This window comes from Actinacidiphila yanglinensis, assembly GCF_900107965.1.
Taxonomy (GTDB): Bacteria; Actinomycetota; Actinomycetes; order Streptomycetales; family Streptomycetaceae; genus Actinacidiphila; species Actinacidiphila yanglinensis.
On the sequence record NZ_FNVU01000004.1, the window covers coordinates 283,151 to 306,783 of the forward strand.

Annotated in this window: 23 protein-coding genes; 16 read left to right on the plus strand and 7 right to left on the minus strand. The window is 72.4% G+C overall.

Annotated features, from left to right (window positions below):
- Nucleotides 1-88 precede the first annotated feature (88 nt).
- From C4U44_RS11095 to C4U44_RS11105, 3 genes are all read right to left on the minus strand, one after another.
- Nucleotides 89-2,437, minus strand: coding sequence for a polysaccharide pyruvyl transferase family protein (locus C4U44_RS11095; RefSeq protein ID WP_103885531.1), 2,349 nt, complete (start codon nucleotides 2,435-2,437; stop codon nucleotides 89-91).
- Nucleotides 2,434-3,804: a glycosyltransferase family 29 protein gene (locus C4U44_RS11100; RefSeq protein ID WP_146088238.1), complete on the minus strand. Its 1,371-nt coding sequence runs from the start codon at nucleotides 3,802-3,804 to the stop codon at nucleotides 2,434-2,436. Before C4U44_RS11100 ends, C4U44_RS11095 begins: the two co-directional genes overlap by 4 nt.
- Nucleotides 3,805-4,119: 315 nt before the next feature.
- Entirely contained in the window at nucleotides 4,120-5,514 is a 1,395-nt protein-coding gene (locus C4U44_RS11105) for an ABC transporter ATP-binding protein (RefSeq protein WP_103885533.1), read from the minus strand.
- A gap of 218 nt (nucleotides 5,515-5,732) precedes the next feature.
- Here C4U44_RS11105 and C4U44_RS11110 point away from each other — a divergent pair, with 218 nt between their 5' ends.
- The 8 genes from C4U44_RS11110 (at nucleotide 5,733) to C4U44_RS11150 (ending at nucleotide 13,413) form a co-directional block, all read left to right on the plus strand.
- Complete coding sequence (locus C4U44_RS11110; RefSeq protein ID WP_200823228.1) at nucleotides 5,733-6,470, plus strand: DedA family protein; 738 nt, start codon at nucleotides 5,733-5,735, stop codon at nucleotides 6,468-6,470.
- Between the two features lie 4 nt (nucleotides 6,471-6,474).
- Nucleotides 6,475-8,076 (plus strand): threonine/serine exporter family protein, encoded by a 1,602-nt coding sequence (locus C4U44_RS11115; protein ID WP_235031978.1) that lies wholly within the window; start codon nucleotides 6,475-6,477, stop codon nucleotides 8,074-8,076.
- A 298-nt stretch (nucleotides 8,077-8,374) separates the two neighbouring features.
- Nucleotides 8,375-9,034 (plus strand): TetR/AcrR family transcriptional regulator, encoded by a 660-nt coding sequence (locus tag C4U44_RS11120; RefSeq protein WP_103885535.1) that lies wholly within the window; start codon nucleotides 8,375-8,377, stop codon nucleotides 9,032-9,034.
- A 54-nt stretch (nucleotides 9,035-9,088) separates the two neighbouring features.
- A complete protein-coding gene (locus C4U44_RS11125) occupies nucleotides 9,089-10,351 on the plus strand; it encodes an MFS transporter (RefSeq protein ID WP_103885536.1) in 1,263 nt (420 codons plus the stop codon).
- A gap of 135 nt (nucleotides 10,352-10,486) precedes the next feature.
- Nucleotides 10,487-11,050: a DUF6817 domain-containing protein gene (locus C4U44_RS11130; RefSeq protein WP_103885537.1), complete on the plus strand. Its 564-nt coding sequence runs from the start codon at nucleotides 10,487-10,489 to the stop codon at nucleotides 11,048-11,050.
- A gap of 77 nt (nucleotides 11,051-11,127) precedes the next feature.
- Entirely contained in the window at nucleotides 11,128-12,096 is a 969-nt protein-coding gene (locus tag C4U44_RS11135; protein ID WP_235031979.1) for a C45 family autoproteolytic acyltransferase/hydolase, read from the plus strand.
- A 117-nt stretch (nucleotides 12,097-12,213) separates the two neighbouring features.
- On the plus strand, nucleotides 12,214-12,507 hold the full coding sequence (locus C4U44_RS11140; RefSeq protein WP_235031980.1) for a YkvA family protein: 294 nt from the start codon (nucleotides 12,214-12,216) through the stop codon (nucleotides 12,505-12,507).
- A gap of 249 nt (nucleotides 12,508-12,756) precedes the next feature.
- On the plus strand, nucleotides 12,757-13,413 hold the full coding sequence (locus C4U44_RS11150; RefSeq protein WP_146088239.1) for a hypothetical protein: 657 nt from the start codon (nucleotides 12,757-12,759) through the stop codon (nucleotides 13,411-13,413).
- Between the two features lie 144 nt (nucleotides 13,414-13,557).
- Here the strand turns inward: C4U44_RS11150 and C4U44_RS11155 are convergent, their stop codons facing one another.
- Entirely contained in the window at nucleotides 13,558-14,112 is a 555-nt protein-coding gene (locus C4U44_RS11155) for a GNAT family N-acetyltransferase (RefSeq protein ID WP_103885541.1), read from the minus strand.
- A 35-nt stretch (nucleotides 14,113-14,147) separates the two neighbouring features.
- Nucleotides 14,148-14,459: a hypothetical protein gene (locus tag C4U44_RS11160; protein WP_103885542.1), complete on the minus strand. Its 312-nt coding sequence runs from the start codon at nucleotides 14,457-14,459 to the stop codon at nucleotides 14,148-14,150.
- A gap of 388 nt (nucleotides 14,460-14,847) precedes the next feature.
- On the opposite strand from C4U44_RS11160, the gene C4U44_RS11165 reads away from it, so the two are divergent.
- The 7 genes from C4U44_RS11165 to C4U44_RS11195 all read left to right on the plus strand — a co-directional run bounded on the left by C4U44_RS11165 (nucleotide 14,848) and on the right by C4U44_RS11195 (nucleotide 21,029).
- The gene (locus C4U44_RS11165; protein ID WP_103885543.1) at nucleotides 14,848-15,702 is read left to right on the plus strand and encodes a helix-turn-helix domain-containing protein; all 855 of its coding nucleotides are present in this window, start codon (nucleotides 14,848-14,850) and stop codon (nucleotides 15,700-15,702) included.
- A complete protein-coding gene (locus tag C4U44_RS11170; RefSeq protein WP_103885544.1) occupies nucleotides 15,678-15,896 on the plus strand; it encodes a DUF397 domain-containing protein in 219 nt (72 codons plus the stop codon). Before C4U44_RS11165 ends, C4U44_RS11170 begins: the two co-directional genes overlap by 25 nt.
- A gap of 41 nt (nucleotides 15,897-15,937) precedes the next feature.
- Nucleotides 15,938-16,621, plus strand: coding sequence for a maltokinase N-terminal cap-like domain-containing protein (locus tag C4U44_RS11175; protein WP_103885545.1), 684 nt, complete (start codon nucleotides 15,938-15,940; stop codon nucleotides 16,619-16,621).
- A 28-nt stretch (nucleotides 16,622-16,649) separates the two neighbouring features.
- Nucleotides 16,650-17,456: a class I SAM-dependent methyltransferase gene (locus tag C4U44_RS11180; protein WP_103885546.1), complete on the plus strand. Its 807-nt coding sequence runs from the start codon at nucleotides 16,650-16,652 to the stop codon at nucleotides 17,454-17,456.
- 77 nt (nucleotides 17,457-17,533) lie between these two features.
- Nucleotides 17,534-18,433 carry an RNA polymerase sigma-70 factor gene (locus C4U44_RS11185; RefSeq protein WP_103885547.1) on the plus strand — a complete coding sequence of 300 codons (900 nt, stop codon included), beginning with the start codon at nucleotides 17,534-17,536 and terminating at the stop codon, nucleotides 18,431-18,433.
- Nucleotides 18,434-18,586: 153 nt separating this feature from the next.
- Entirely contained in the window at nucleotides 18,587-19,339 is a 753-nt protein-coding gene (locus C4U44_RS11190) for an SDR family oxidoreductase (protein ID WP_103885548.1), read from the plus strand.
- Between the two features lie 202 nt (nucleotides 19,340-19,541).
- Entirely contained in the window at nucleotides 19,542-21,029 is a 1,488-nt protein-coding gene (locus tag C4U44_RS11195; protein ID WP_103885549.1) for a tol-pal system YbgF family protein, read from the plus strand.
- Between the two features lie 227 nt (nucleotides 21,030-21,256).
- Here the strand turns inward: C4U44_RS11195 and C4U44_RS11200 are convergent, their stop codons facing one another.
- On the minus strand, nucleotides 21,257-22,171 hold the full coding sequence (locus tag C4U44_RS11200) for a LysR family transcriptional regulator (protein WP_103885550.1): 915 nt from the start codon (nucleotides 22,169-22,171) through the stop codon (nucleotides 21,257-21,259).
- Between the two features lie 144 nt (nucleotides 22,172-22,315).
- Between C4U44_RS11200 and C4U44_RS11205 the strand changes: the two genes are divergently transcribed.
- On the plus strand, nucleotides 22,316-23,050 hold the full coding sequence (locus tag C4U44_RS11205; RefSeq protein WP_103885551.1) for a flavodoxin family protein: 735 nt from the start codon (nucleotides 22,316-22,318) through the stop codon (nucleotides 23,048-23,050).
- Nucleotides 23,051-23,135: 85 nt separating this feature from the next.
- Here C4U44_RS11205 and C4U44_RS11210 read toward each other — a convergent pair whose 3' ends face one another.
- Nucleotides 23,136-23,630: an inorganic diphosphatase gene (locus tag C4U44_RS11210; RefSeq protein ID WP_103885552.1), complete on the minus strand. Its 495-nt coding sequence runs from the start codon at nucleotides 23,628-23,630 to the stop codon at nucleotides 23,136-23,138.
- Nucleotides 23,631-23,633 lie beyond the last annotated feature (3 nt).

Here is a 23,633-nt window from a genome sequence, read left to right on the forward strand (position 1 = left end):
GCTTCGGGTCGGCGGGCCCGGTCACCGTAACCGCCCGGCGATCCGGGCTGCCACGGTGTTTCAGGACCCGAGTTTCCGGACCCGGGTCTCAGAACCCGAGCGCGCGCAGGGCCTCCGCGTTGTCCTGGGTGACGCGCCACAGGGCGTCCTGGCGCTCGTGGACGTCGGCGACGGCCGCCGCGTGGTCGGTGAGCAGCGCGGTGGCGCGCTCGGTGAGGTGCGCGGACAGGTCGCGGTCGTGGACGGAGACGCCCCACTCGGGGCGCTCGATGTCCGCCAGGAAGTACGCCATCTTCGGGTGCGAGATGAGGCTGATGATCGGGGTGCCGCAGCCGAACGGGACCATCCCGGCGTGGCCGCGCATGCCGATGACGAGCTTGGTGCGGGCGTACGCGGCGCGGATCCCGTCGCTGTCGAAGTCGTACATCGGCACGACGGGCAGCGAGACGCCGTGCTCGCGCCGCAGGTCGTAGGCGATCCGCTCGTCCTCGACGGTGTGCGCGACGCACCGCACCTCGGCGAGCTTGTCCAACGCCCTTACCGAGGAGGCGAGTTCGGCGAGGAAGTGGCCGTAGTCGTGGCCGAAGCGCAGGCCCGCGCGGTCGTAGGCGGCGTTGAGCAGGATGGTCTCGTCACGCCGCTCGGGGTCGGTCCAACCGGGCACCAGGTGGCGGGTGACGGTGGTGGGGCAGGGCTGGAAGCGCACCTTGCCGTGCAGCTCCGGCGGCAGCAGGCGGCGCACCTGCGCGATGGAGCCGTGGTTGCGCAGCCCGAAGAAGGCGGCCTTCTCGGCGAGGAGCCGCAGCGCGCTGCGGAATCGCTCGTGCCGGTAGGACTGCCCGTCGAAGACGTTGAAGCCGACGGCGTACACCGCGATGGGCACGTCGATCCGCCGCAGCAGGTCGTCGGGGACGTTCCACTGCCAGGCGCTGTTGCCGTTGGGCATGGTGTCGGGAAGGAAGAGGCCGCCCCCGCCGATCACCAACCCGCGGCGGGCGTTGACCCGTTCGAGCGCGGCCGGGTCGAAGAGCCGGTGGGCGTGCAGGGAATGCCAGCGGCGCGGACCGGCGTCCGGGCCGAAGGTGAGCCGTACGGCCTCGGGCAGTACCTTGTCACCGGCGTTGCCCTGCTGCGGCATGTAGAACGCGACGTGCGCCAACTGCTCGCGTGGATCGGCCGGTTCGGCCTCCCCCGCGCCGACCTGCCCCACCGGGCCGTCGCCCGCGGCGGTCCGCAGCAGCATCTGGCGGCTCGGCCGGTGCGTCGGGTCCGCGTCGAGGCCGGCGAGCGCCAACTCCCTTGCGGCGGAGTCCTCCCCGCGCACCCACGCGATCTGGGCCAGCCGGGCGAAGGCGGGTGGTGCCCAGTTGGGCGAGGCGGTGGCCAGCCGCAGGTGCGCCCGCGCCTCCGCGTCCCGGGACACGCTCATCAGGGCCTGGCCGTAGACCTCGTGGGGCCACGCGTCGTCCACCGGGATGCGCACCGAGCCGAGCAGGTCCACCGCGTCCTGGTACTCGCCGGCGGCGACGTGCGCCGCCGCGACCCGGCGCGCGCAGCCGACATCGCCGGTCCTGGCGGTGTGCGGGGTGCCGAAGTGCACCAGCAGGTCGTGGTGCGCGGCGCCGGACAGCGCCATGAACGCCGCGCGGAACGCCGCGTCCGAGTCCTCGTCGAGGGCGATGTCCCCTTCCCCGTCCGCGCGTTGACCGGAGGCGCCGTGCCGGTCCTGGCCCGCCGCCGGCTCGAACACCCCGCGGGTGTCCAGCGGCACGAACCCGTCGTCCAGCGCGCGCGCCAGCACACCCGCGGCCGCCCGCTCCTGCGGGTAGGCCCCCTCCAGGGCCACCGCGTCCAGCCGGGCGCAGAACGCGTCGGTCAGGTACTCCCGCTGCACCACCAGGACATCGGTGCCCGGCCCGTCCCCGTCGTCGCGGTACGGTGCCGCGGCCAGCCCCCGGCACAGCGTCAGCAGCCGGTCGAGCGGACCGCGGGCCACCTGCGCGGTGTCCAGCACGATCACCGTGTCGTAGTCGCGGACCCGGAACGCCTCCAGGACGCCGAACGCCTCGGGCCCGGCCGCGTCGCCGGAGGCCTTCGCGTACGACGCGCGGCGGGCGGCCGACTCGGCGCCGGTGCACCGCAGTTCGGCGCGGGGGTGGAAGGTCGCGATGCGGGCGGCCGCGTCGTCGGGCAGCTCGTCGTGCAGCACGAGGAAGTCCTCGCACACCGTCTGGTTGGTCAGCGCGAGGCTGCGCAGCAGCGCCAGCAGGCCGGGCAGCCGGGCCGCGTCCGTCCAGGTGACGAAGGCGATCCGCCGCTTGCCGGTGAGGGCGGCGGCGGAGAGCCCGGCTGCGGGGGTCGAGGGGCTCGCGGGTGCGACCGGCGCCGCGGAGCCGGCGGGGTGGTCGGCGGGTTCGGGGCTGGTGGTGGTGCTCATCGCAGCGAGATCACGGCTCCGTCGACGTTCTGGGCGCGTTGCATGACCCATTCCTTCTGGCTGGTGTTCGCCTCGGCCGAGGCGGCCGGGATCGACATCGCGTCCGGCAGGCGGTAGGGGCCGGTGCGGTGGAAGTCGAATCCGATCAGGTCGAGGCGCGGGCTGACGTCAAGGAAGTCGATCAGCCACATCACCTCGAACGAGCAGGTCAGGGGGTGTGGCCAGGCGTCCTTGCCGAGCCGGCCGATGCCCCGGACGGGCGCGCGCAGCGACTCCTCGCAGGTGTGGCGCTGCGCGCCGGGCACCAGGCGGGCGCGCACGTCGGTGCGCCAGGCCGCCGCGTTGTCGCCCAGGACCAGCCGGGTGGTGACCGGGCGGTCCCAGTTGAAGACCTTCCGGTGTCCGGTGACGTGGATGTCGGTGCGCGAGCCGGTCGCGGCGGGGTCGATCACGTAGGAGGTGAAGCGGACCACCACGTCGTAGGAGTCGATCAGCTCGCCGAGTGAACCGTCCCTGACCGTCCCGGAGTTGGCGACGAGGCAGATCGAGCGGTCGGCGATCCGGTTGCGGAACTCGCCGAGCCCCAGCCAGCCGGTGCCGCCGTACGTCGGGTCGGCGATCGGCGGGCGCAGGCGGTGCCGGCGCTGGTCGGCGTAGAGCGCGATCACGCGTGACAGCGCGGCCGGGTCGCCGGTCCCGGCGGACGCCAGCCGCTCGTCGATGTGCCGCAACGCGGCTGATTCCAGGGCCTGTACGGGGTTGCCGCCGCTGGTGCCTGTGGTGTCCGGCGGCAGCAGTGCGGCCAGTTCGCGCTGCTCGGGCAGCGCCGTCCGCAGCGCGGTGACCCGGCTGCGGGCGTGGCCGTCGAAACCGGCCAGCTCCACGCAGCGCTCGTACGCCAGGAGGGCGTCCGCCAGCTCGCCGAGGGCCTCCAGGGCCTGGGCCCGCAGCCGCCAGGCCGGGCGGGAGTTCCCACGCAGCGGCAGCACCGTCCGCGTGATGGTCAGCGCCAGTCGCCGCCCCGCGTCGTCCGTCGCCACCGCCTTCTCGCCCGCGGCCAGCAGCGCGTCCAGCAACTCGTCGGAGACCGCCGGGCCGATGACCGTGTCCGGGCCCAGATCCTCCGGCGAGGGCAACAGGACGAGGAGGTCGGCGAGTTCGGGGTACCGGCCGCCGCGGACCGCGGTCAGCGAGCCGCACAGGCGGGCGCACGCGGCCAGGCAGTCCGGCACGTTGACGGGGGTCATGGGAGTGCCCGCGGGGGCCTGCGCGGCGGGGTCCGGCGGAGTGGCCTCGGCCGGTTCGTGCTGGTGCGGCGCGGCGCTCTGAGGGCGTGGCCTGAACCAGTGGCCGCGGGTTGTCGTCACCGTGCGAACGGTAGGGCGGTCCGGTGAAGTGCGGGTGAACCCGTGTTTACGGGGGGTTGCCGCGTGGGCGGTTCGCCGCCGCGACGGGTTCGGTCCGTTCCCGGGTTTCGCCCGGCGGGCGGTTGCTCGCGCAGTTCCCCGCGCCCCTGTTGTGGTTGCTCGCCGCGGTGAGGTGCGGTTCGCCGCCGTCGCGGTTTCGGTTCGCTCCCGGGTTCCGCCCGGTGGGCGGTTGCTCGCGCAGTTCTCCCCCAGAGCTTCGCCTGGGAGGTACCCCCACGCGCCCCTGTTGCGGGTGCTCGCCGCTGCTGTGTGCGGCTATTCCAGGAGGGGCTGCTGGGTGGGGGCCGGGCAGATGCGGTTGCCGTCGCGGTCGAAGACGTAGAGGTGGGCGAGGTCGACCAGGAGGGGGACGCGGTCGCCGCGGCGTACCCGGATGTCGGGGCCGGTGCGCACCACGAGATCGCCGGTCTGGGTCTCCGGCGAGCCCTCGGGCCGGTCGATCACGGCGGCGGGGGAGTGGGTGGGCCGGGGCGGCACGGAGTCGGTGGCGTTCGTGCCGCCGTCGCGGTCCATCATCGTCGCCTGGATGCGCCGCGCGGCCTTCTGCGCCAGCTTGCCGAGACCGGCGCCGGAACCGCCGGCGGCCCTGCGGCTGCCGGTGCGGGGCGCGGGGGCGGGCCGGGGCGCCTCCAGTTCGGGCACGATCGCGGGCCGGGACCCGGTGTCGAGGTGCACCAGCGACTCGTGACCCTGGTATTCCACGTGCTCGACGATCCCGCTGATCACGACCTCGCCGGCGTGCGCCTGGCTCGGCTGGGAGATGCGGACGGCCTCCGAGCGCAGCCCGACGATGATCGGCCGGCCCTGCTGGATCCGCAGCATCTGGTGGTCGAAGCTGAGCGGTTCGGGCAGGCCGAGTCTCTGGCGTCCTAAATCGATCCACATCCCTCCGCTGAGTGGAGCGATCACGGTCGCCTGGAGCAGGTTGATCCGGGGGATGCCGACGAACGCCGCCACGAACACGTTCTCCGGCAGGTGGTAGGCGTCGCGGGGGGTGCTGAGCTGCTGGAGCACCCCGCTGCGCATGATCGCCACCCGGTCCCCGAGCGACATCGCCTCGGCCTGGTCGTGGGTGACGTAGACGGTGGTGACGCCCATGCCGTGGGTGAGCCGCGCGATCTCCGCGCGCAGGTGCGAGCGCAGCTTCGCGTCGAGGTTCGACAGCGGCTCGTCCATCAGGAACACCGAGGGGTGCCGGGAGATCGCCCGGCCCATCGCGACGCGCTGCCGCTCGCCGCCGGACAGCTGCCCGGGGTAGCGGTCCAGGATCTCCTCGATGCCGAGGATGCGGGCGGTCTCGTCCACCCGGGGGCCGGGCTCCGCGCCGGGCATCTCGAACCGCAGCGGGAACCCGATGTTCTCCCGGCTGGTCATGCTCGGGTACAGGGCGAAGTTCTGGAAGACCATGGCCATCTTCCGGTCACCCGGGGCCAGGTCGTTGGAGTACTCGCCGTCGAGCAGCAGCTCGCCGGTGGTGATGTCCTCCAGCCCCGCGATCATCCGCAGGACGGTCGACTTCCCGCAGCCCGAGGGGCCGAGCAGGACCAGGAACTCCCCCGGTGCGATGTCGAGCGAGAACCGGTCGACGGCCGGCGACGGCTGCTTCGGGTAGTACTTGGAAACTTCGTGCAGGGAGATGGCGCGAGTCATAACGAAAGCCGCCAGACAGGTCGGACACGGTGACGGGGCAGGTGGGGGGAGGTTTTCCTCACAGGTGCGACACAGGTGTGGTTTGGGTGTGACCTGTGTGGCCTGCGTGACTTGCCGGACTTGCGAAGATGCGTGGTTGACGCTGCGCAGACGCTAGTGCACTACTCGTAGGTTGCGGAACGTTTGTATCAACACTGGATTGATAGTTTTGAGTCGTGATGAACCTCGCGCTCGGACCGAGCTGGCTCGACCCGAACCATCTGATCAACACGTACGGCCTGTGGGGCGTGCTGCTGGTTGTCTTCGCCGAGTCCGGACTCCTGATCGGATTCTTCCTGCCCGGTGACTCCCTGCTGTTCACCACGGGCCTGCTCGTCGCGTCCGGCACCCTGCACCAGCCGCTGGCGGTGGTGGCGGCGCTGATCGCCGTGGCCGCGGTGGTCGGCGAGCAGACCGGGTACTGGTTCGGTCGCAAGGTCGGGCCCTCGCTCTTCTCCCGGCCCGAATCCCGGCTCTTCAAGATGGAGAACATCGAGAAGGCGCACGCCTTCTTCGAGCGGCACGGGCCGAAGGCGATCGTGATGGCCTGCTTCGTGCCGATCGTGCGGACCTTCACCCCGATCGTGGCCGGCGTCAGCCGGATGAACTACCGGACCTTCGCGACGTTCAACATCCTCGGCGGGACGCTCTGGGGCGCCGGCGTCACGCTGATGGGGTACTGGCTCGGAAAGATCGCCTTCGTGCGCGACAACATCGAGGTGATCCTCGTCCTGGTCGTGCTCGTCTCCGTGGTCCCGGTCGGCATCGAGTTCCTGCGCTCGCGGGGGAAGGCGGCCGCTGCCGCCGGCGAGATGGACCCGGACGCCCCCGCGCCGGGCCCGCACGCCGGCCCCGGCACCGAGATGGCCTCCGCCACCGCCCCCCGTGGCGGTCGGCACCGCGCCCAGAAGCGCTGACACCTTGCCCGGCGACCACCACGAACCTCCAGGGCGCCCCGACCCCGACGGGGCGCCCGGCCGCGGCGCCGGAGAGGGTTCCGCGGCGGGGCCGCGGGACTCGGGGAAGCCCACCGGAGAGCCGGAGAACGGCACGGACGCGTCGGACGCGCCCGTCGACCTCGGGGCCGCGCTGACCCCCGCGGACGGCATACCCGTCGTGGTCCTGCCGCCCGAGGGCGGGCTGTGGCAGGACCGGATGCGGGCGATGATCCGGCTGCCCTCGACGGAGCGGCCCGCGCCGCCCCCGGACCGGCCGGGCGCGGCGGGCGGCGGCGTGGTGCCGCGCGTGCTCGACCTCACCCTGCGGATCGGCGAGCTGCTGCTGGCCGGCGGGGAGGGCGCGGAGGACGTCGAGGCGGCGATGTTCGGGGTGGCGTTCGCGTACGGGCTGGCGCGGGTGGAACCCACCGTCACCTTCACCCTGCTCGGCATCTCCTACCAGCCGTCGCTGACCGAGACCCCGCTCACCATGAGCCGTACGGTGCGCCGCCGGGGCACGGACTACACCCGGCTCGCCGCCGTCTTCCACCTCGTCGACGGGATCACCGCGCACGAGGTGACGCTGGAGGAGGCGTACCGCAGCCTCGCCGACATCCGCCGAAACCGGCATCCGTACAGCTCCTGGGTGCTCACCGGGGCGGCCGGGCTGCTCGCGGGCGCGGCGAGCGTGCTGGTCGGCGGTGGTCCGCTGATCTTCTTCCTGGCCGCGCTCGCCGCGATGCTCGGCGACCGCCTGGCGTGGCTGCTGGCCGCGCGGGGCCTGCCGGAGTTCTACCAGTTCGCGGTCGCCGCGACGCCCGCCGCCGTGATGGGCGTCCTGGTCGGCCACTACGGCCACTGGGTCCCGGGCGCCACCAACGTGCAGTCCTCCGCCGTCATCACCGGTGGGCTGTTCGCGCTGCTGCCGGGCCGCGCGCTGGTCGCCGCTGTCCAGGACGGCCTGACCGGCTTCTACATCACGGCCTCGGCCCGCCTGCTCGAAGTGGTCTACCTCATCGTCGGCATCGTCATCGGTGTCACCCTCGTCCTCTACGCCGGGGTCCATTCCGGCGCCCGGCTCAACCCCGACCAGGCGCTGCGCGCGTACGACCGGCCGTGGGTGCAGCTTCCCGCCGCGATGGTGCTCACGCTCGCGTTCGCGGTGCTGCTCCAGTGCGAGCGGGGGGTCCTGCTGCTCGTCACCCTCAACGGCGGCGTCGCCTGGACCGTCTTCGGGGTGCTGCACCAGCGGGCGGGCGGCAACCAGGTCGCCGCGACGGCCGCGGCCGCGGGGCTCGTCGGGCTCTTCGGCCAGCTCATGGCGCGGTACCGCTTCGTTTCCGTGCTTCCGTATGTGACCGCGGCGATCGGGCCGCTGCTGCCCGGGTCGGCGACGTACTTCGGGCTGCTCGCGCTCACCCAGCACCACCAGTCGGCGGCGCTGAGCCAGCTCACGAAAGCGGCTGCGCTGGCGCTCGCCCTCGCGATCGGGGTGAATCTCGGGAACGAGATCGCGCGGCTCGCGCTGAGGACTCCGGCGTCCGCCGCGCCTCGGCGTGCCGCCAAGCGCACCCGCGGCTTCTAGGGTGCCTCTGAGGGTGCCCCTGACCCCCCGGGGTGCCCCGTCCTGTTGCTACGGGACCTTGCGGTCCGGCTGTGGCTGTTCGCGCAGTTCCCCGCGCCCCTTGGTGGTTGCCCTCTTTTCGCGGAGGGGGCCGCGCGTACCCAGGGGCGCGGGGAACTGCGCGACAAGCCAGCCACCCGCCGCAAGGTCCCGTGACAGCAGGACGGGGCAGCCGGGCGGGTCGGGGGCGGACCCGGAAGAGCTACGATCGGGAGAGAAAAGATACGCAACGTTCAGTTACGGCCCGCCGGAGGTCCCCGTGGAGACGGAGGAACCCGTACGGACGGGGCGCCCTCGCAGCGAGAAGCGCAAAGCGGCGATCCTCGCGGCGGCGGGCGACCTGATGATGGAGGGCGGTCTGCGCGCGGCCACGATGGAGGCGATCGCGGCACGCGCGGGCGTGGGCAAGGCCACCGTCTACAAGTGGTGGCCGTCGCGCGGCGCGGTCGCGCTGGAGGGGTTCATGCTCCGCGCCGCGGATTCATGGACGCTCCCGGAGGGCCTCCCCGCCGCGCAGGCGCTCCGCATCCTCGCGGCGGACGTGGTCCGGCTGTTCACGCGAAGCCCCGCGGGACCCCTGATGCGGGCGCTCGCCGCGGACGCGCAGTCCGACCCGGAGATCGCGCAGGCACTCCGCGAGCAGTGGTTCGCGCCGCGCCGGGCGGTGGCGGCCGAGGTCCTGCGCCAGGGAATGCGCAACGGCGAGCTGCGGGACGACCTCGACCTCGCGGCGACCCTGGACCTGGTGTTCGCGCCCGTGTACTACCGGCTGCTGTTCAGCCACGAGCCGCTGGACGAGGGCTTCGCCGAGCGGACGGTGGACCAGGCGCTGGCCGGGATCGCCGCCCCGCGCCCCGTGCCCGGCGCCGGGAATAGCGGCGCGGCCGCGAACGCTCAAACTGAACGTAGCGTTCAGTAAGAGGCCGCTCAGCGACGAGCGGAGCAGCGAGCAGCGAGCACCGGAGAGACCCGCATGACCACCCGTGGCCCGTCCCCGTCCACCACACCCTCCACCGACCCGGCCGAGGCACCTGCCGGCGGGGCCACCCCGGCCGTACCCGAGCCCACCCGGGCGCTGCGCTGGGTGATCCTCACCCTCGCGTTCGCCTGCGGTGCCAGCGTCGCCAACCTCTACTACGCGCAGCCCCTGCTCGGCCTGCTCAGCCACTCCTTCGACGTGAGCAAGGGCACCGCCACCATCGTCGTGACCGCCACGCAGATCGGTTACGCGCTCGGGCTCGCCCTGCTGATACCGCTCGGCGACCTCCTGGAGAACCGGCGGCTGGCCTCCCGGACGCTGCTGGTCACCGCGGTCGCGCTCGCCGTGGCCGCGTTCTCCCCGGACTTCTGGGTCTTCCTCGCGGTGTCGGTGCTGATCGGCGTCACCTCCGTGGTGGCCCAGATCCTGGTCCCGCTCGCCGCGCACCTCGCGCCCGCCGAGTCGCGCGGGCGGCTGGTCGGGCAGGTGATGAGCGGGCTGCTGCTGGGCATCATGCTGGCCCGGTCGGTGGCCAGCTTCGCCGCCGCCGCGTGGGGCTGGCGCAGCATCTACGCGATCTCCGCGGTGGTGATGCTGCTCACCTCGCTGGCGCTGCTGAAGATGCTGCCGGTCCGCAAGCCCGACCACAGCGCCCGCTACGGCACGCTGCTCGCCTCGGTGGTCGGCCTCGCCCGCAGCGAACCGGTGCTGCTGCGCCGGGCGTTGACCCAGGCGAGCATGTTCGGCGCGTTCACGGCGTACTGGACGGCGGTGGCGTACGAACTCGCCGACCGGCACCACCTGTCGCAGAACGGGATCGCCGTCTTCGCGCTGGTCGGTGCCGCGGGCGCGGCGTCCGCGCCGATCGCCGGGCGGCTCGGCGACAGCGGGCGCGGCGTGCCCGGCCGGGCCGTGGCGATCCTGCTCGGGCTGGTCGCCATGATCGTGGCCGGGTTCGGGGTCAACCACCTGGTGCTGCTCGCGCTCGGCGGCGTGCTGCTGGACTTCGCCGTCCAGGGCCACCAGGTGCTCAGCCAGCGGGACATCTATGCGCTGCGGCCCGACGCCCGCGCCCGCGTCAACTCCCTCTACATGACCAGCGTCTTCCTCGGCGGTGCCGCCGCCTCCGCCGCGACCGGGGCGGTGCACTCCGCCTGGGGATGGACCGGGGTGACCACGATGGGCGCGGCCCTGACGCTCGTGGCGTTCCTGCTGTGGGCGGTCGAACTCGGCGCCCGCCCGCGGCTCCGCGCCTGAGACCGGGGCGCGTTCGGGGTCGGATACGCGACAGGGTGGCCGTCGGGGCGTGGTTGACCGTGTCGCGCGTGCCGGTCGACAATCCCGGCAGGGCTCGAGCGACACCCGCCGGGCACCTGACGAAGGACGTGACCCGTGGTCGTACCCGACGACGCCGCCGTCGAAGCGGTCGTTCTGCTGCGCCGGCTCGGTGCCGCGGACACCGCGCATCCCGGCGGTACCCTCCTCGCCCACCTCCAGCGCGTCCAGGGGCGACTCGCCACCTGGGGCGCGCGTCCCGCCCTGCAACTCGCGGGGCTGTGCCACGCGTTCTACGGCACCGACGGCTTCCCCTCGGCCCTGCTGCCGCTCGACCGCCGTACCGAACTCTCGACGGTGATCGGCGCCGAGGCGGAGACCGTCGTGTACCTCTACGCGTGTTGCGACCGAGAGGCCAGCTACCCGACGCTCGTGGACTCCGACGGGCCCTTCCGCGACCGTTTCACCGGACGCACCCTCACCCCCGGCCCGCGACTGCGACGGGACTTCGCCGAGCTGTCGGCGGCCAACGAACTCGACCTCGCCCGCGTCAATCCCGCCTTCCGGAAGGAGTGGGGTGCCCCACTCCTGGACCTCTTCACCCGGTTCCGCCCCCTGTTGAGCGAGCCGGCCTGGGAGGAGTGCCGCACCCTCCTCGGTCCCTCCCGCGGCGATGGGTGAAATCGGAGCGAAATCCCGTTAACGTGCCGTGAGTCGAGATCAGCCGAGCCGGGGGGAACGCTGTGCTGGAACGTGTCGTGAAGACCTTCAAGGCCGTGGACGCGGGCGACGGGCTGGACGGGCGGTGGGCCGCGCGGGTCCGGGAGGTCGCGAAGGAGAGCGATCCCGCGGTCTGGCTGCTGGAGGAGGCGCGGACTCCGGAGGGAGCAGCGCGGGCCAAGGCGCTCTTCGCCCGCCACATGCCGGAACTCGTGCCGGTGCTGGAGCGGTTGGCCGAGCAGGCGCGGGACATCCCGTACGGCGAGGCACTGTTGACGCACGCGGCGATCAAGCCGTTCTTCTCCGGCTGCACCCAGACCGCCCGCCCCGGACGGCTGCTGCGCAACTACGACTTCCCGCCGGACGCCTGCGAGGGCACCATCACCCGCACGCACTTCCTGCGCCCGGTGATCGGCACGCAGGAAGGCGTCTGGGGACTGCTCGACGGGATGAACGACGCCGGCCTCGCGGTCTCCCTCACCTTCGGCGGACGGTTCGAGTACGGCACGGGCCTGTCCATCCTGATCGCGCTCCGCTACCTCCTGGAGACCTGCGAGACCGTCGACGAGGCGGTGGAGCGGCTGCGCCACCTGCCCATCTCCATCCCGCAGAACGTCACCCTCTCCGACCCGCACCGCGCCGTCAGCGTCCAGGTCGGCCCGGACATCCCCCTCACCGTCGATCCCGGCCCGGGCGCTTGCGCCGCCAACCACCAGCTCGTCGCGCCCGTTCCGCCCGAGCAGGAGGCCAACACCCGTACCCTCGCCCGTCTCGACGCGATCCGCGCCGCCGGTCCGGACACGCCCGTCGCCGCGATGCTGCGCCCGCCGCTGCACCGGATGGAGTACGACCAGGGACTCGGCACCCTCTACACCGCCGACTACCGCGCAGCGGACGGCGAGGTCACCTACCACTGGCCCGCCGCGGACCCGTGGGGCTTCTCCTTCGGGTCCTTCCACGAGGGCGAGCGCACCGTCGAACTCGTCCCCGCCCCGGCCACGGCGTAACGCCCGGGCCGTCGCATCCCTGTGCGGGTCCCCGCCGCGGTACTGCGCGCTCGCGGGGATCCGGGGCAGACGGCAGGGTGAGGGCAACGCCGGTGCAGATGGGAGGAGATGGTGAGCGTGGACCGTACGGAGGTGGGCTGGCTCGTCGCCGCGGTCGTGGTCGTGGCCGTGGTCACCGCGGTGCTCGCGGTGCGGATGCTGCTCAAACTGGTCCGCGCGCGGCGGGTGTTGAAGGAAACGGGGATGCCGCTGTCGACCAAGGCGATGTTCTGGGGGTCGATCATCTACCTCGTCTGCCCGGTCGACCTGCTGCCCGATCCGATCTACCTCGATGACGTCGGCGTCCTGATGCTGGCCCTGCGGTCGGTCCACGCGGCGGCGGCGCGGGCCCGGCGAGGGCGCGAGGTGTGAACCCGGCGGTCCATCGGTACTACGGGACTCGTTCTACTTCGACCGCGCCCCGGCCGATCGTCCGCAATTCCCTCACATCTCTTTCACGCCGTGCGGAGTTCGCCGGGTGCGAACCCCCGGCCGCGGAAACCCCATCAGGTCTCATGTAGAGTACCGACGCATCACAGACGTTCGATTGTACGGGGGCGAGTCCGAACGGCGTTGGCGCCGCTGTCGGTTCTCGCATTCGACTCTGAGGGGTAAATCACCATGCGTGTCCGGGTTCAGACCTGCCTTCCTGCCATTGCCGCGGTAATCGTCGGCGGCGCCCTGCTGACCGCCTGCAACGACGACTCGGACTCGTCCGACGCGTCGTCGTCGCCGTCGCAGACCACCTCGGCCGCCGCGCCGAGCGACACCAGCGCGGCGCCCACGACTAGCGCCACCGCCTCCTCCACCGGGGGCGCCGGGAACTCCGGGAGCCCGGTGGCGGTGAACAAGTCGTTCGACGACCCGGTGCTGGGCGAGAAGGCGACCGTGCTCAAGTACGTTGCCGGGTACCAGCCTTCGGCCGCGGCGAAGAGCAAGTTCTCCGCGCTCGCCGACGAGGACGTCGTCCTCGTCGACGTGAAGGTCACCGCGAGCAGCAAGTACTACGACACCTTCGGCGCCGACTCGTTCTACCTGACGGGCATGTCCAACGGGATCGACCAGGCGAGCACCACGATTCTCGACGACGAGCTGAAGTCCGCCGGGTACACGCCGCTGCCGGACGCCGAGACCGGAAAGACGACGACCGGCTGGGTCGCCTTCACCCCGGACAAGGGTGACGCGAAGAAGCTCGTGCTCCGCTACAAGCGGCTCGCCGCCCAGGCGAACGACGGAATGTCCATCAGCGCGAAGAACTTCGACATTCCGCTGAACTGACCCGCCTATTCCGGCACGGCCCGCCGTATCCCGGCGGGCCGTATCGGCATGCCCGAAAGGTAATTCGGGCTCCGTAACATGTTCACCGGAACGTGGAATCGCGTACGCCGAATGTCGAGAGCCGGGTGTCCGCGGGGGTGGCGGTCACATCGGCAGGGAGAGCAGGCGCACCGGGCCTGCCGGCCAGGACGCGCCCTCCCGCAGCGGCATGACCATCGTCGCCAACGGCATGGTCACGACGCGGGCTTCGGGCTGCTCGACGAGGACGTCCGTGTCGAGCGGGTGCCATCCGAGGCGCCGGTACATCGGCACGAGCGGCGGCCGGCAGAAGAGGAGGGCGTGCCGGGCCGGGGGCGACCCCATCGTGCGGGCGTGCGCGAGGGCCGCGTCGAGGACGAGCCGGGCCAGGCCCCGACCGCGTACGTCGGGTGCGACGGCCACCCCGCCGACCCCGATCACGGGGGTCGCGACCTCGCCGACCGTGGTGTCGAGCGCGACCAGCCCGGCGTGTGCCACGAGCCGCTCGCCCAGCAGCACCCCGAAGTGCTCGTCCTTGCCCCGCCAGCTCAGTCCGGTCCCGGCCACCCCGAACGGATCAGCGCCGTCGCCGAGGATCGACTGCTGCTCAGTCCTGGTGTACGAGGGGAGCCGCACGGCGACCGGTGCGGAGGAGGAGGCCGAGGGGGTGTTGTCTGCCATGCCCCCATCATGACGGTCCCCCGAATCCCGGAGGTTCAGTGCCCCTGGTGGTCCTGGGAGTACTGCCGACAGGCGGCGTGATACTCCGTGCGCGCGTCGGGGCGCAGGAGCGCGATCTCGGCGGCTTCCAGTGCGGTGGTCCGGGCGGCGATCTCGCCGAGGGACTCACCCGCGGACGCGGCCACCAGGTACTCGGTGCCCGGATCGCCGGCCAGCCGCAGGAGGACCGCCCGGGCACGCGGATCATCACTTGCGCACAACGCCATTGCCGCGTCGTCCCGTTCGTCCTCCCGCGCCGACGAGTCGCTCAGCAGAGCGATGAGGGCTTCGGTTCGCCATGTCTCCACGGGGGCATTCTGGCCGCCGACCTCGCCCGGGCCAACGGTGCCTGGAGGTGCGTGTGGCTGACGCTGTGTCGGGTCTCTCACACGGAGCGGGGTGCAAGTGCTCACGTGGGTGCGGCGGGGGGTGCGGGTGTGGCGGGGGATGATCGAAGTTCACCCGTTCGTGAGCACTTCCTGACATTCCGTGAACAGGGTTGCCGTGTGGCCCCTACGATCTGTTTCAGGTGAGCCTTTGTCCGGGCAAAGGGGCTTATTTGTCCATGCCCGGAGGCAATACGGCGAGCCCGTTCGGATCAGTGGAAAGGAAGGGGCCCAGCTCGGACGCCTGACTGCCCCGCGCAGCAAGGCTCTTGTCCCGGCCCCGTGGCAACAGGAAGGGGATGGAACCCCGATGGGCGACAGCAACAGCAACGCCAGTGGTGAGTGCGGGACCTCGGCCCGGCGGATCTACGCGAAGGAGCTGGCCAGGCTGCGGGAGCGGGCGGGGCTGAGCCTGGTGCAGCTCGGCGAGCAGACCAGGTACGAGCAGTCGTACCTGCACCGGCTGGAGAAGGGGGACCGGCTCGGCTCGTCCGACGTGCCGCGGGTGCTCGACCGGTTCTACGGCACCGGCGACCTGCTCTGGGACCTGTGGCAACTCGCCAAGAAGGAGAAGCGGCAAGGGCGGTACGAGGGCTTCATGGATGCCGAGGCCGAGGCCGGGAGCATGCAGCAGTTCGTCGGGGGCGTGATTCCCGGGCTGCTCCAGACCGAGCGGTACGCCGCCTCGTTGATGAGTTCCAATCTGTCGACCTCCGTGGAGGAGATGAACCGGCGGGTGCGGGAGCGGATGGCGCGCCAGGCCCGGCTGTTCGGAAAGGCCAACCTGCTCGACTACCGCGTGCTTGTAGACGAGTCCGCGATCCGACGCAGGCTCGCAGATCCGGAGGCGTGGACCGAGCAGCTCGAACGGATCGTCCAGGCGGCGGAGTTGCGGCATGTCGTGCTGCACGTGGTTCCGTTCGGCGCCGGCCCGCACGCACTGTTGGGCGGTTCTCTCACCCTTCTGTGGCTGCCCAGTGGGCGCAACATCGCCTATCTGGAGGGCAGCGTCACCGGCCAGCTCATCGAGGATTCGGAAGAAGCCGAGCATCTGCGGTTGGCCTACGATCGGCTGAGGGACTTCGCAATGACCCCGGAAGACTCCCTGGCCCTGATCCGCACCGCACTGGAGGACCACGTATGTTCGTCACTGCCCCGGACCTGAGCGGCGCCGCCTGGCGCAAGTCCTCCTACAGCAACGGAGACGGGGGCGACTGCGTCGAGGTCGCAGACGGCTTCACCGGCGTGGTCCCGGTACGCGACTCGAAGGACCCGCAGGGCCCGGCCCTGACCTTCTCCGCCGACGCGTGGACCTCGTTCGTGGGCGCGGTGCGGGAGGACCGGCTGCGTACCGTCTGAATGGGCTTGACCTGGGCGGTCGTTTCGGCTGAGCTGAGGCAATGGCTTCCATCCACCACACCACCTTGGTCCCGAGCAAGCTGGAACTGGTCGCGCCCTGGTTGCCCGCGCAGCCGTGGTACGCGGGCAGGAGCGGCGAGCCCGCGCTCACCGCACTCTCCAAGGCCGGCGGGTTCCGGCTCGACGACCCGGAGGGCGAGGTGGGCATCGAGTTCATGGTGGTCACCGACGAGTCCGGCGACGGGCCGCGCGCGTACCTCGTCCCGCTGACCTACCGGGGCGCTCCGCTCGACGGTGCCGACCACGCGTTGATCGGCACCACCGAGCACGGCGTCCTCGGTAAGCGCTGGGTGTACGACGGCGCGTACGACCCGGTGCTGCGGGCGCAGTTGCTCGCGCTGCTCCAGGACCGGGCGGAGGCGCAGATGCAGTCCGTCTCGGACGCTCCCGACCCGTCGGTGATCCCGACGCTCAACGGACCGGCGCTGCCTGTCGGCGCCGTGGCCACGACCGTGGAGAACGGCCCCGACGGCACCGATCTGGCCGTGGAGACCCCGGCGTACGCCGCGCACACCCTGCGCATCGTCCGCGCCCTCGACCCGGACGCACAGGTGCCGACCGACCCGGCCCCCCGCGCCCACCTCGTCGCCGCGTGGACGGCCCCCGGCGCCGCCGCGGCCGACTCCCGCGCGCTCTTCGCCGTCCTCCACGCGGCAGCGCTCTAGTCCGCAGAGAAGAAGGAGACCGCCGGACGTGCTGGACTTCGACGAGGCGGAACGGACGATCTGGGCCGGCCGGGCCGCGGCCTTCCGGGACAGCTTCGCCAAGCTCTGCGCCCACACGGCACCGGCGCTGCTCGACGCCGCCGGCGCGGGTCCGGGCATCCGGCTGCTGGACGTCGGCACCGGCATCGGCACCGTCGCCGCGGCGGCGAGTGCCCGTGGCGCCCGGGTGACCGCGGTCGACGCCGAGCCCGGCATGATCGAACTCGCCCGGCAGGCCGCTCCGGAGGCCGGGTTCCGTCAGGCCGTACTCCCCGAACTACCCTTCGCCGCAGGAAGTTTCGACGCGGTCGTGGCGAACTTCGTGGTCAACCACGTCGGCCGGCCGGCCGCGTCCGTCGCGGCCATGCGTGCGGCGACCCGCCCCGGCGGCCGGGTCGCCGCGACGATCTGGTGCAGCCCGGCTGGTGCGGGGCACGAACTGCTCGGCCGCGCGGTGGAGTCGGCCGGGGTGCGGCAGGCGGCCGATGCGCCGCGGCTCGATCCGGCGGAGGACTTTCCCCGCACCGAGGAGGGGCTGGCCGGACTGTTCACCGCGGCCGGACTCGCCGACGTCTCCTGCGAGCCGGTGACCTGGGACCACGTCGCGTCGCCCGAGGAGTGGTGGGGAGGCGCCGCGGCAGGGGTGGGGCTGATCGGCCAGAGCGTGACCCGGCACGGCCCGGAGACCGTCGGCCGGATCAAGGCGGCCTACGACGCGCTCGTCCCGGAGTACGCCGGGCCGGACGGGCGGCTCGTCCTGCGCTACCACGCGCTGCTGGCCTCCGGGCGGGCCTGACCCGGTCGCTGGTCGAGACGGCCGGGGCGGCGCCGACCCCCTGACCGGGCAGGCGGCCCTGTGGCACGCTGGGCGCCGTGACGTCAGAGAGCGCCGAGGAGTTCCTCACCCACCGCCCCCGGATGTTCGGGCTGGCCTACCGGCTGCTCGGCTCCGCGGAGGAGGCGGAGGACGCGGTGCAGGACGCGTACCTGCGCTGGAACGGCGCGGACCGCGCGGCGATCACGTACCCGGGTGCCTGGCTCGCCAAGGTCGTCACCAACCTCTGCGTCAACCGGCTCACTTCGGCGCGGTCCCGGCGCGAGCGGTACGTCGGGCCGTGGCTGCCGGAACCGGTGCTCACGCAGGACGGCGCGCTCGGGCCGATGGAGTCCGCGGAGCAGCGCGAGGCCGTGTCGACGGCGCTGCTGGTGCTGCTGGAGCGGCTGACCCCGACCGAGCGCGCGGTCTACGTGCTGCGCGAGGCGTTCGGCTACCGGCACCGGGACATCGGCGAGGTACTCGACCTGACCGAGGCGAACTGCCGCCAGGTGTACCGCAGGGCGGCCCAGCGGGTGGCGATGCCCGAGGCCCGTTTCGTGCCCGCCGTCGAGCGGCAGCGCGAGCTGGTGGAGTCCTTCGTGACCGCGGCCCGCGAGGGCGACCTCGCCGGACTGGAGCGGCTGCTCGCCGAGGACGTCACCTGGTTCGGCGACGGGGGCGGCAAGGTCACCGCCGCCCGGCAGCCGATCGTCGGCCGGGAGAAGCTCATGCGGTTCCTGGTCGGCGGGGTGCGGCGCTACGGGGACGGCTGGGCGGTGTCGTTCGCCGAGGTCAACGGGGCACCCGCGCTGGTCGCACGGGCGGGTGAACGGGTGGCCGCCATCGCCTCCTTCGACCTGCGCGACGGTGTCATCCACCAGGTGCAGGCCGTCATGAACCCGGACAAGCTCGGTTACGTGAGCCGTCAGCTCGCCGCGATGTCCGCCGGGGCGTGACACGGGGTGGACCGAGTCGTGACGTAGCGTCATCATGGGTGGCGTGACGTCACGTCCGGCCGGTGGGGCTGTCACGTCCCCGGGGGCTCGCCGGTTCTCAGCGGCTGACGGGCGTTCCACCGGGGAGCGCCCCCACCGAAGGGACGGCAACGCATGACGGCAATCATGGTGACCGGAGGGACCGGGACGCTCGGCCGGCTCCTCACGGAGCGGCTGCGCACCGGCGGGCACGAGGTGCGCGTCCTGAGCCGGCACGCCCAGCCGTACGCCGTGGACCTGCGCAAGGGCACGGGACTTGCCGAGGCCGTCACGGGCGTCGACACGATCGTGCACTGCGCGTCCAGCCCGCGCGGCGGCGACGAGGAGATGTCCCGCCGGCTGATCGACGCGGCCCGCGACGCCGGGGTGCGGCACCTGGTGTACATCTCGATCGTCGGCGTCGACCAGGTGCCGCTCGGCTACTACCGCAGCAAGCTCGCCGTGGAGCGGATGGTCGAGGCCTCCGGGATCGGCTGGACCGTGCAGCGCACCACGCAGTTCCACGACCTGGTGCTGCGGGTGATGCAGGGCTTCGCGAAGCTGCCGGTCATGCTGCTCCCGGCCGGGGTCCGCGACCAGCCGATCGACACCGACGAGGTCGCGGCCCGGCTGGCCGCGCTCGCCACCGCGGAGCCGGCCGGGCGGGTGGCGGACATGGGCGGCCCCGAGGTGCGGACGTTCCGCGACCTGGCACGGGCCTACCTGCGCGCGAGCGGACGCCGCCGTCCGCTGGTGGACGTGCCCCTGGCGGGCCGGACCTACCGCGCCATCCGTGCGGGCGGGCACATGGTCCCCGGGCTGGCGGTGGGCGAGGGCACCTTCGAGCAGTTCCTGAAGGACCGTTTTCCTTCTGGGGAAGGCCTCTAGCCCTGCCCGGCCGCAGCCGCCATCCTGTGAAATGACGGTGCGTCAGCCGCCGCCGCGGGTCGGGGAGCCCCGTGGCGCCGGCAGTTCGGGCCCCGCGCGGGGGGCGGGGCACCGGCGCTCTCGGGACCCGTCCCGGCGCCGGCGGAAAGACTGAGGGGGCAGCTGCCGACGCCGCGCCCGCATCACCTGTTGGGGGACCACGATGGAGTACCCGCCGCAACCCGTCATCCTCGGAACCGCGCCCCCGGCGCGGCCGGCCCGCGACCCGCTCGCCGTCGCGCTGGCCAACGCCTCACTGCTGAGCGCCGGTTACCTGATGCTGCGGCGCCGCGGCCTCGCCTTCGTCACCGGACTGGTCACCCTGGTCCTGCTCATCCTGCTCGGCACCGCCTTCCGCACCGGCTGGTTCGAGGGAGTCCTGGTGGCGTGGTGGGCGCTGATGATCGCGCACGGCTGGTTCCTCGCGGGCGGGCGTCCGGTGCGGCGCGTCAGCCTCGCCAGGACCGGCACGCGTCCGGGGCTGCTGGACGGTTGGCGGATGAGCCGGGTCCGCACCCAGCGGCTGGTCGCGCTCGGCGTGCTCGTACCCGTGCTGGTGGTCGTCGGGCTGCTGCGGGCCGACGCCTCCAGCAAGGAGGACGCCGTCACCGCCGCACGCCACAGCGGGAACTGCGCGAAGGCGCTGCACGCGCAGGACGGTGTGTGGTTCGGGGTGCGGCTTGCAAACTCCCCGCTGACCAGGCACGGCGAGAAGACCGTGACCGCGTGCCACCAACTCGCCTCGGCCAAGGGGCAGCTGAAGACCGGGCTGACCGGCGACACCGACGCGCTGCGCGCGGGATTCGACGGCATGTCCACGGTCCTCAGCACCCTGCCGGGCCACGAGCAGATGGTCGACACCGTCCTGAACGGCTTCCTCGACGGCCTGCCCACCAAGGACGACTGCCACACCGTGGCGATCACCGACTGGCTGCGCGGGCGCAAGGCGGACGGCACCACCCTCGACCGCGCCTCCACCGTGGTCCCGAAGATCGCGCCCGCCGCCCTGGTCGGCTGCGGCAACGACCAGATGGCCAAGAAGAGCTGGACGGCGGCCAAGGCCCGCTACCAGCAGCTGCTCGACCAGTACCCGCACGACGCCAAGGCGGCCACCGCCAAGGCCGGTGTCACCAAGGCCGATCTCTCGATCCAGCTGGACCACGTCAACGACCTCCTGGAGCAGGTCGGCAGCGAGGAGCCCAAGTACTGCACGTCGCCCGCGCGGTACAGCGGCGCGCCGGCGCCCCACAAGGGCACCAACAAGTCCCTGATCTACGGCAACTCGACGTACACCGACGACCTTCCCGACAGCTGGCAGGCGCCCGAGGCGTCGGTCGCCACGTATGTCGTCTGCGTGGGCGACGACAAGGACGGGCGCGCCGTCCAGACCTGCCCCTACAAGGGCGGGATCTTCACCGCGTTCCCCGAGGACGTGACCTTCCACAAGATCGCGATCCCCGTGAAGGTCTACGAGCTGCGCACCGGCAAGCTCGTCGCGCACAAGACGATCCAGATCAGCGGCAAGAGCTGCCCCGCGTCCCTGTCCTACACCGAGTACGACGGTATCGACACCGGGCCGTCCGACGACCAGTACGTCGACCCCAGCACCTCCGATGTCCGCGCCGCGTTCAGTCCCCTGATCCACCGCTGAACTGCCGCTGTCCGCAGGTGCGTTGAGCGACCGTGCCACCGCGGAACCGGACGCGTTGCGTCCGCGGCGCCCCCGGCGCCATGCTGTCCGGCGCGCCGGGGGGGCAGCCGCCCGCCGGGCATCCCCCCGAAGGAGGCGGGCCGTGAACCGGTCAGGGCCGTCCATCCCCCTCATCGTCCTCACCTGCCTCGTCGTGGTCCTGATCGTGGCGGCGGTGGTCAAGCTGGTCAGGTTTCTGCGGCGCCGCTCCTGACCCCGGCGGGCGCCGCCGCCGAAGCCTCCAGCAGCAGGTCGTGCAGCGCCGTGGCGGCGTCGGACGGCTCGGGCGGCGTCAGGACGACCTGGTCCGCGGTGGTCGAGGGGCCGGTGAGCGGGATGACACGCAGGCCGGGCGGCCGGTGGTCGAGTGCGGACTCCACGGTGATGCCGATGCCGGTTCCGGCGGCGACGTGGGCGGCGATGGCGTGCACGCTGTCGGCGGTCCTGATGATGCGCAGGTCCGCGCCGCCGATGTGGAAGGCGGCCAGCAGGCGGTCGCACAGACCGCTGTTGAGCTGGTGCGGCCAGGTCAGCAGGTTGGTGGTGGACAGCTCGGCCGCGCTCAACTCCGCGTGGCCGGCCAGCGGGTGAGCCGCGGGGACGAGCGCCATGAACCGCTCGGTGGACAGCACCCGCGCCCGGACGCCCGCGACGCCGTCGGTCGCCCAGCCGATGCCCAGCCCGATCGTCTCGGCCCGCAGGGCCGGGAGTTGGGCCGTGGTCGGCATCGGCTCCGGCACGATCATCACGTCGGGGAAGAGCTCGCGCAGCCGCGGCAGGCAGCACAACAGCAGCTGGTGATCGGTGTATTCGGCGTGCCCGACGACGAGGGCGGTGCGGGTCCGGCCGCCCGCCGCGAGCGAGCGCCCGCGCTCCTGGAAGCGGCGCAACTGGGCCAGGGAGGCGCGGGCGTCGGGGAGCAGCTCCTCACCGAGATCGGTCAACGACACCCGGCGGCTGGTGCGGTGGAACAACCGCCCGCCCAGCGCGCTCTCCAGCCGCCGGACGGCGTCGCTGACGGTGGGCTGCCCCCGGTGCAGGCGGGCGGCGGCGCGGCCGAAGTGGAGCTCCTCGGCGACCGCGACGAATGCTTCCAGTTCCATCCTGTCCACCGGACCAGGCTAACCCGATCGATCGGTCCGGCCGATCGCTGCGTGCCGGAGTTCGTCGTTGATGCCCGGCCGCCCGCGGGCTGTGATGGAGGGGTAGGCACGGATGGCCCCACTACCGGGAGAAGTGAAGAGCAGATGGCAGTCAATGACGTGGACCGTGGCAGCGATGCGCCGAGCGTCACGGTGGCGGTGGTCCACCACTCGGTGCACGGCCACACCCGGGTTTTGGCCGAGCAACTCGCCGACGGGGCACGGTTGGTGCCGGGCGCGCGGGTGCACCTCGTCGAGATCCGGGCCGAGGACGTCACCGCGGGCCGCTGGCACGACGCGGAGGTGATGGCGCTGCTCGCACGCTCCGACGCGATCGTCTTCGGCTGCCCGACCCTGATGGGCAGCGTCTCGGCGGTGTTCAAGGCGTTCATGGAGGCGACGTTCACGCCGTTCACCACGCAGGCGTGGAAGGACAAGCTGGCCGGCGGGTTCACCATGTCCGCCTCGCAGAGCGGCGACAAGCTCGCGGTCCTGGAGCAACTGGCGGTCTTCGGCGCGCAGATGGGCATGCAGTGGATCGGCGTGGCCGACATGCCCGGCAACAACTGGAGCGGCGGCACCCGCGACGACGTGAACCGGCTGGGCTCGTGGCTGGGCCTGATGAGCCAGAGCCACGCCGACCTGGGGGCGGAGCACGCCGGATCACTCGGCGACCGGATCACTGCCCGGCGCTACGGCGAGCGGATCGCGCTGCTGACCCAGCGGTGGGTCAACGGCGTGCCGTACACCACGTCCCGGATGACCGAGCACGAGGCCCGCGCGCTGTCGGCCTCCCTGCGGGAGGCGGACGACGCACCGGCGGCGCTGACCGGCGCCTGACGCACACGCCCCACGCGCACGCCTGACCCCGCACGGCGGGCCGGTCCGGGGGCGACCCCGGCGACCGGCCCGCTCCGCGGTGTCCTCAGTGGCCGCCGCCGTGCTCCTTCAGGCGGCGGAAGGACTCCTCGATCTCCGCCTCGGCCTCGGAACGGCCGACCCAGTCCGCGCCCTCGACGGACTTGCCGGGCTCCAGGTCCTTGTAGACCTCGAAGAAGTGCTGGATCTCCAGCCGGTCGAACTCCGAGACGTGGTGGATGTCCCGCAGGTGCTCCACGCGCGGGTCGGACGCGGGCACGCACAGCACCTTGTCGTCGCCGCCGGCCTCGTCGGTCATGCGGAACATGCCGATCGCGCGGCAGGTGATCAGGCAGCCCGGGAACGTCGGCTCGTCCAGGATGACCAGCGCGTCCAGCGGGTCGCCGTCCTCGCCGAGGGTGTTCTCGACGAAGCCGTAGTCCGCGGGATAGCTGGTCGAGGTGAAGAGCCTGCGGTCCAGGCGGATCCGACCCGACTCGTGGTCCACCTCGTACTTGTTGCGTGAACCCTTCGGGATCTCGATCGTGACGTCGAACTCCACGGC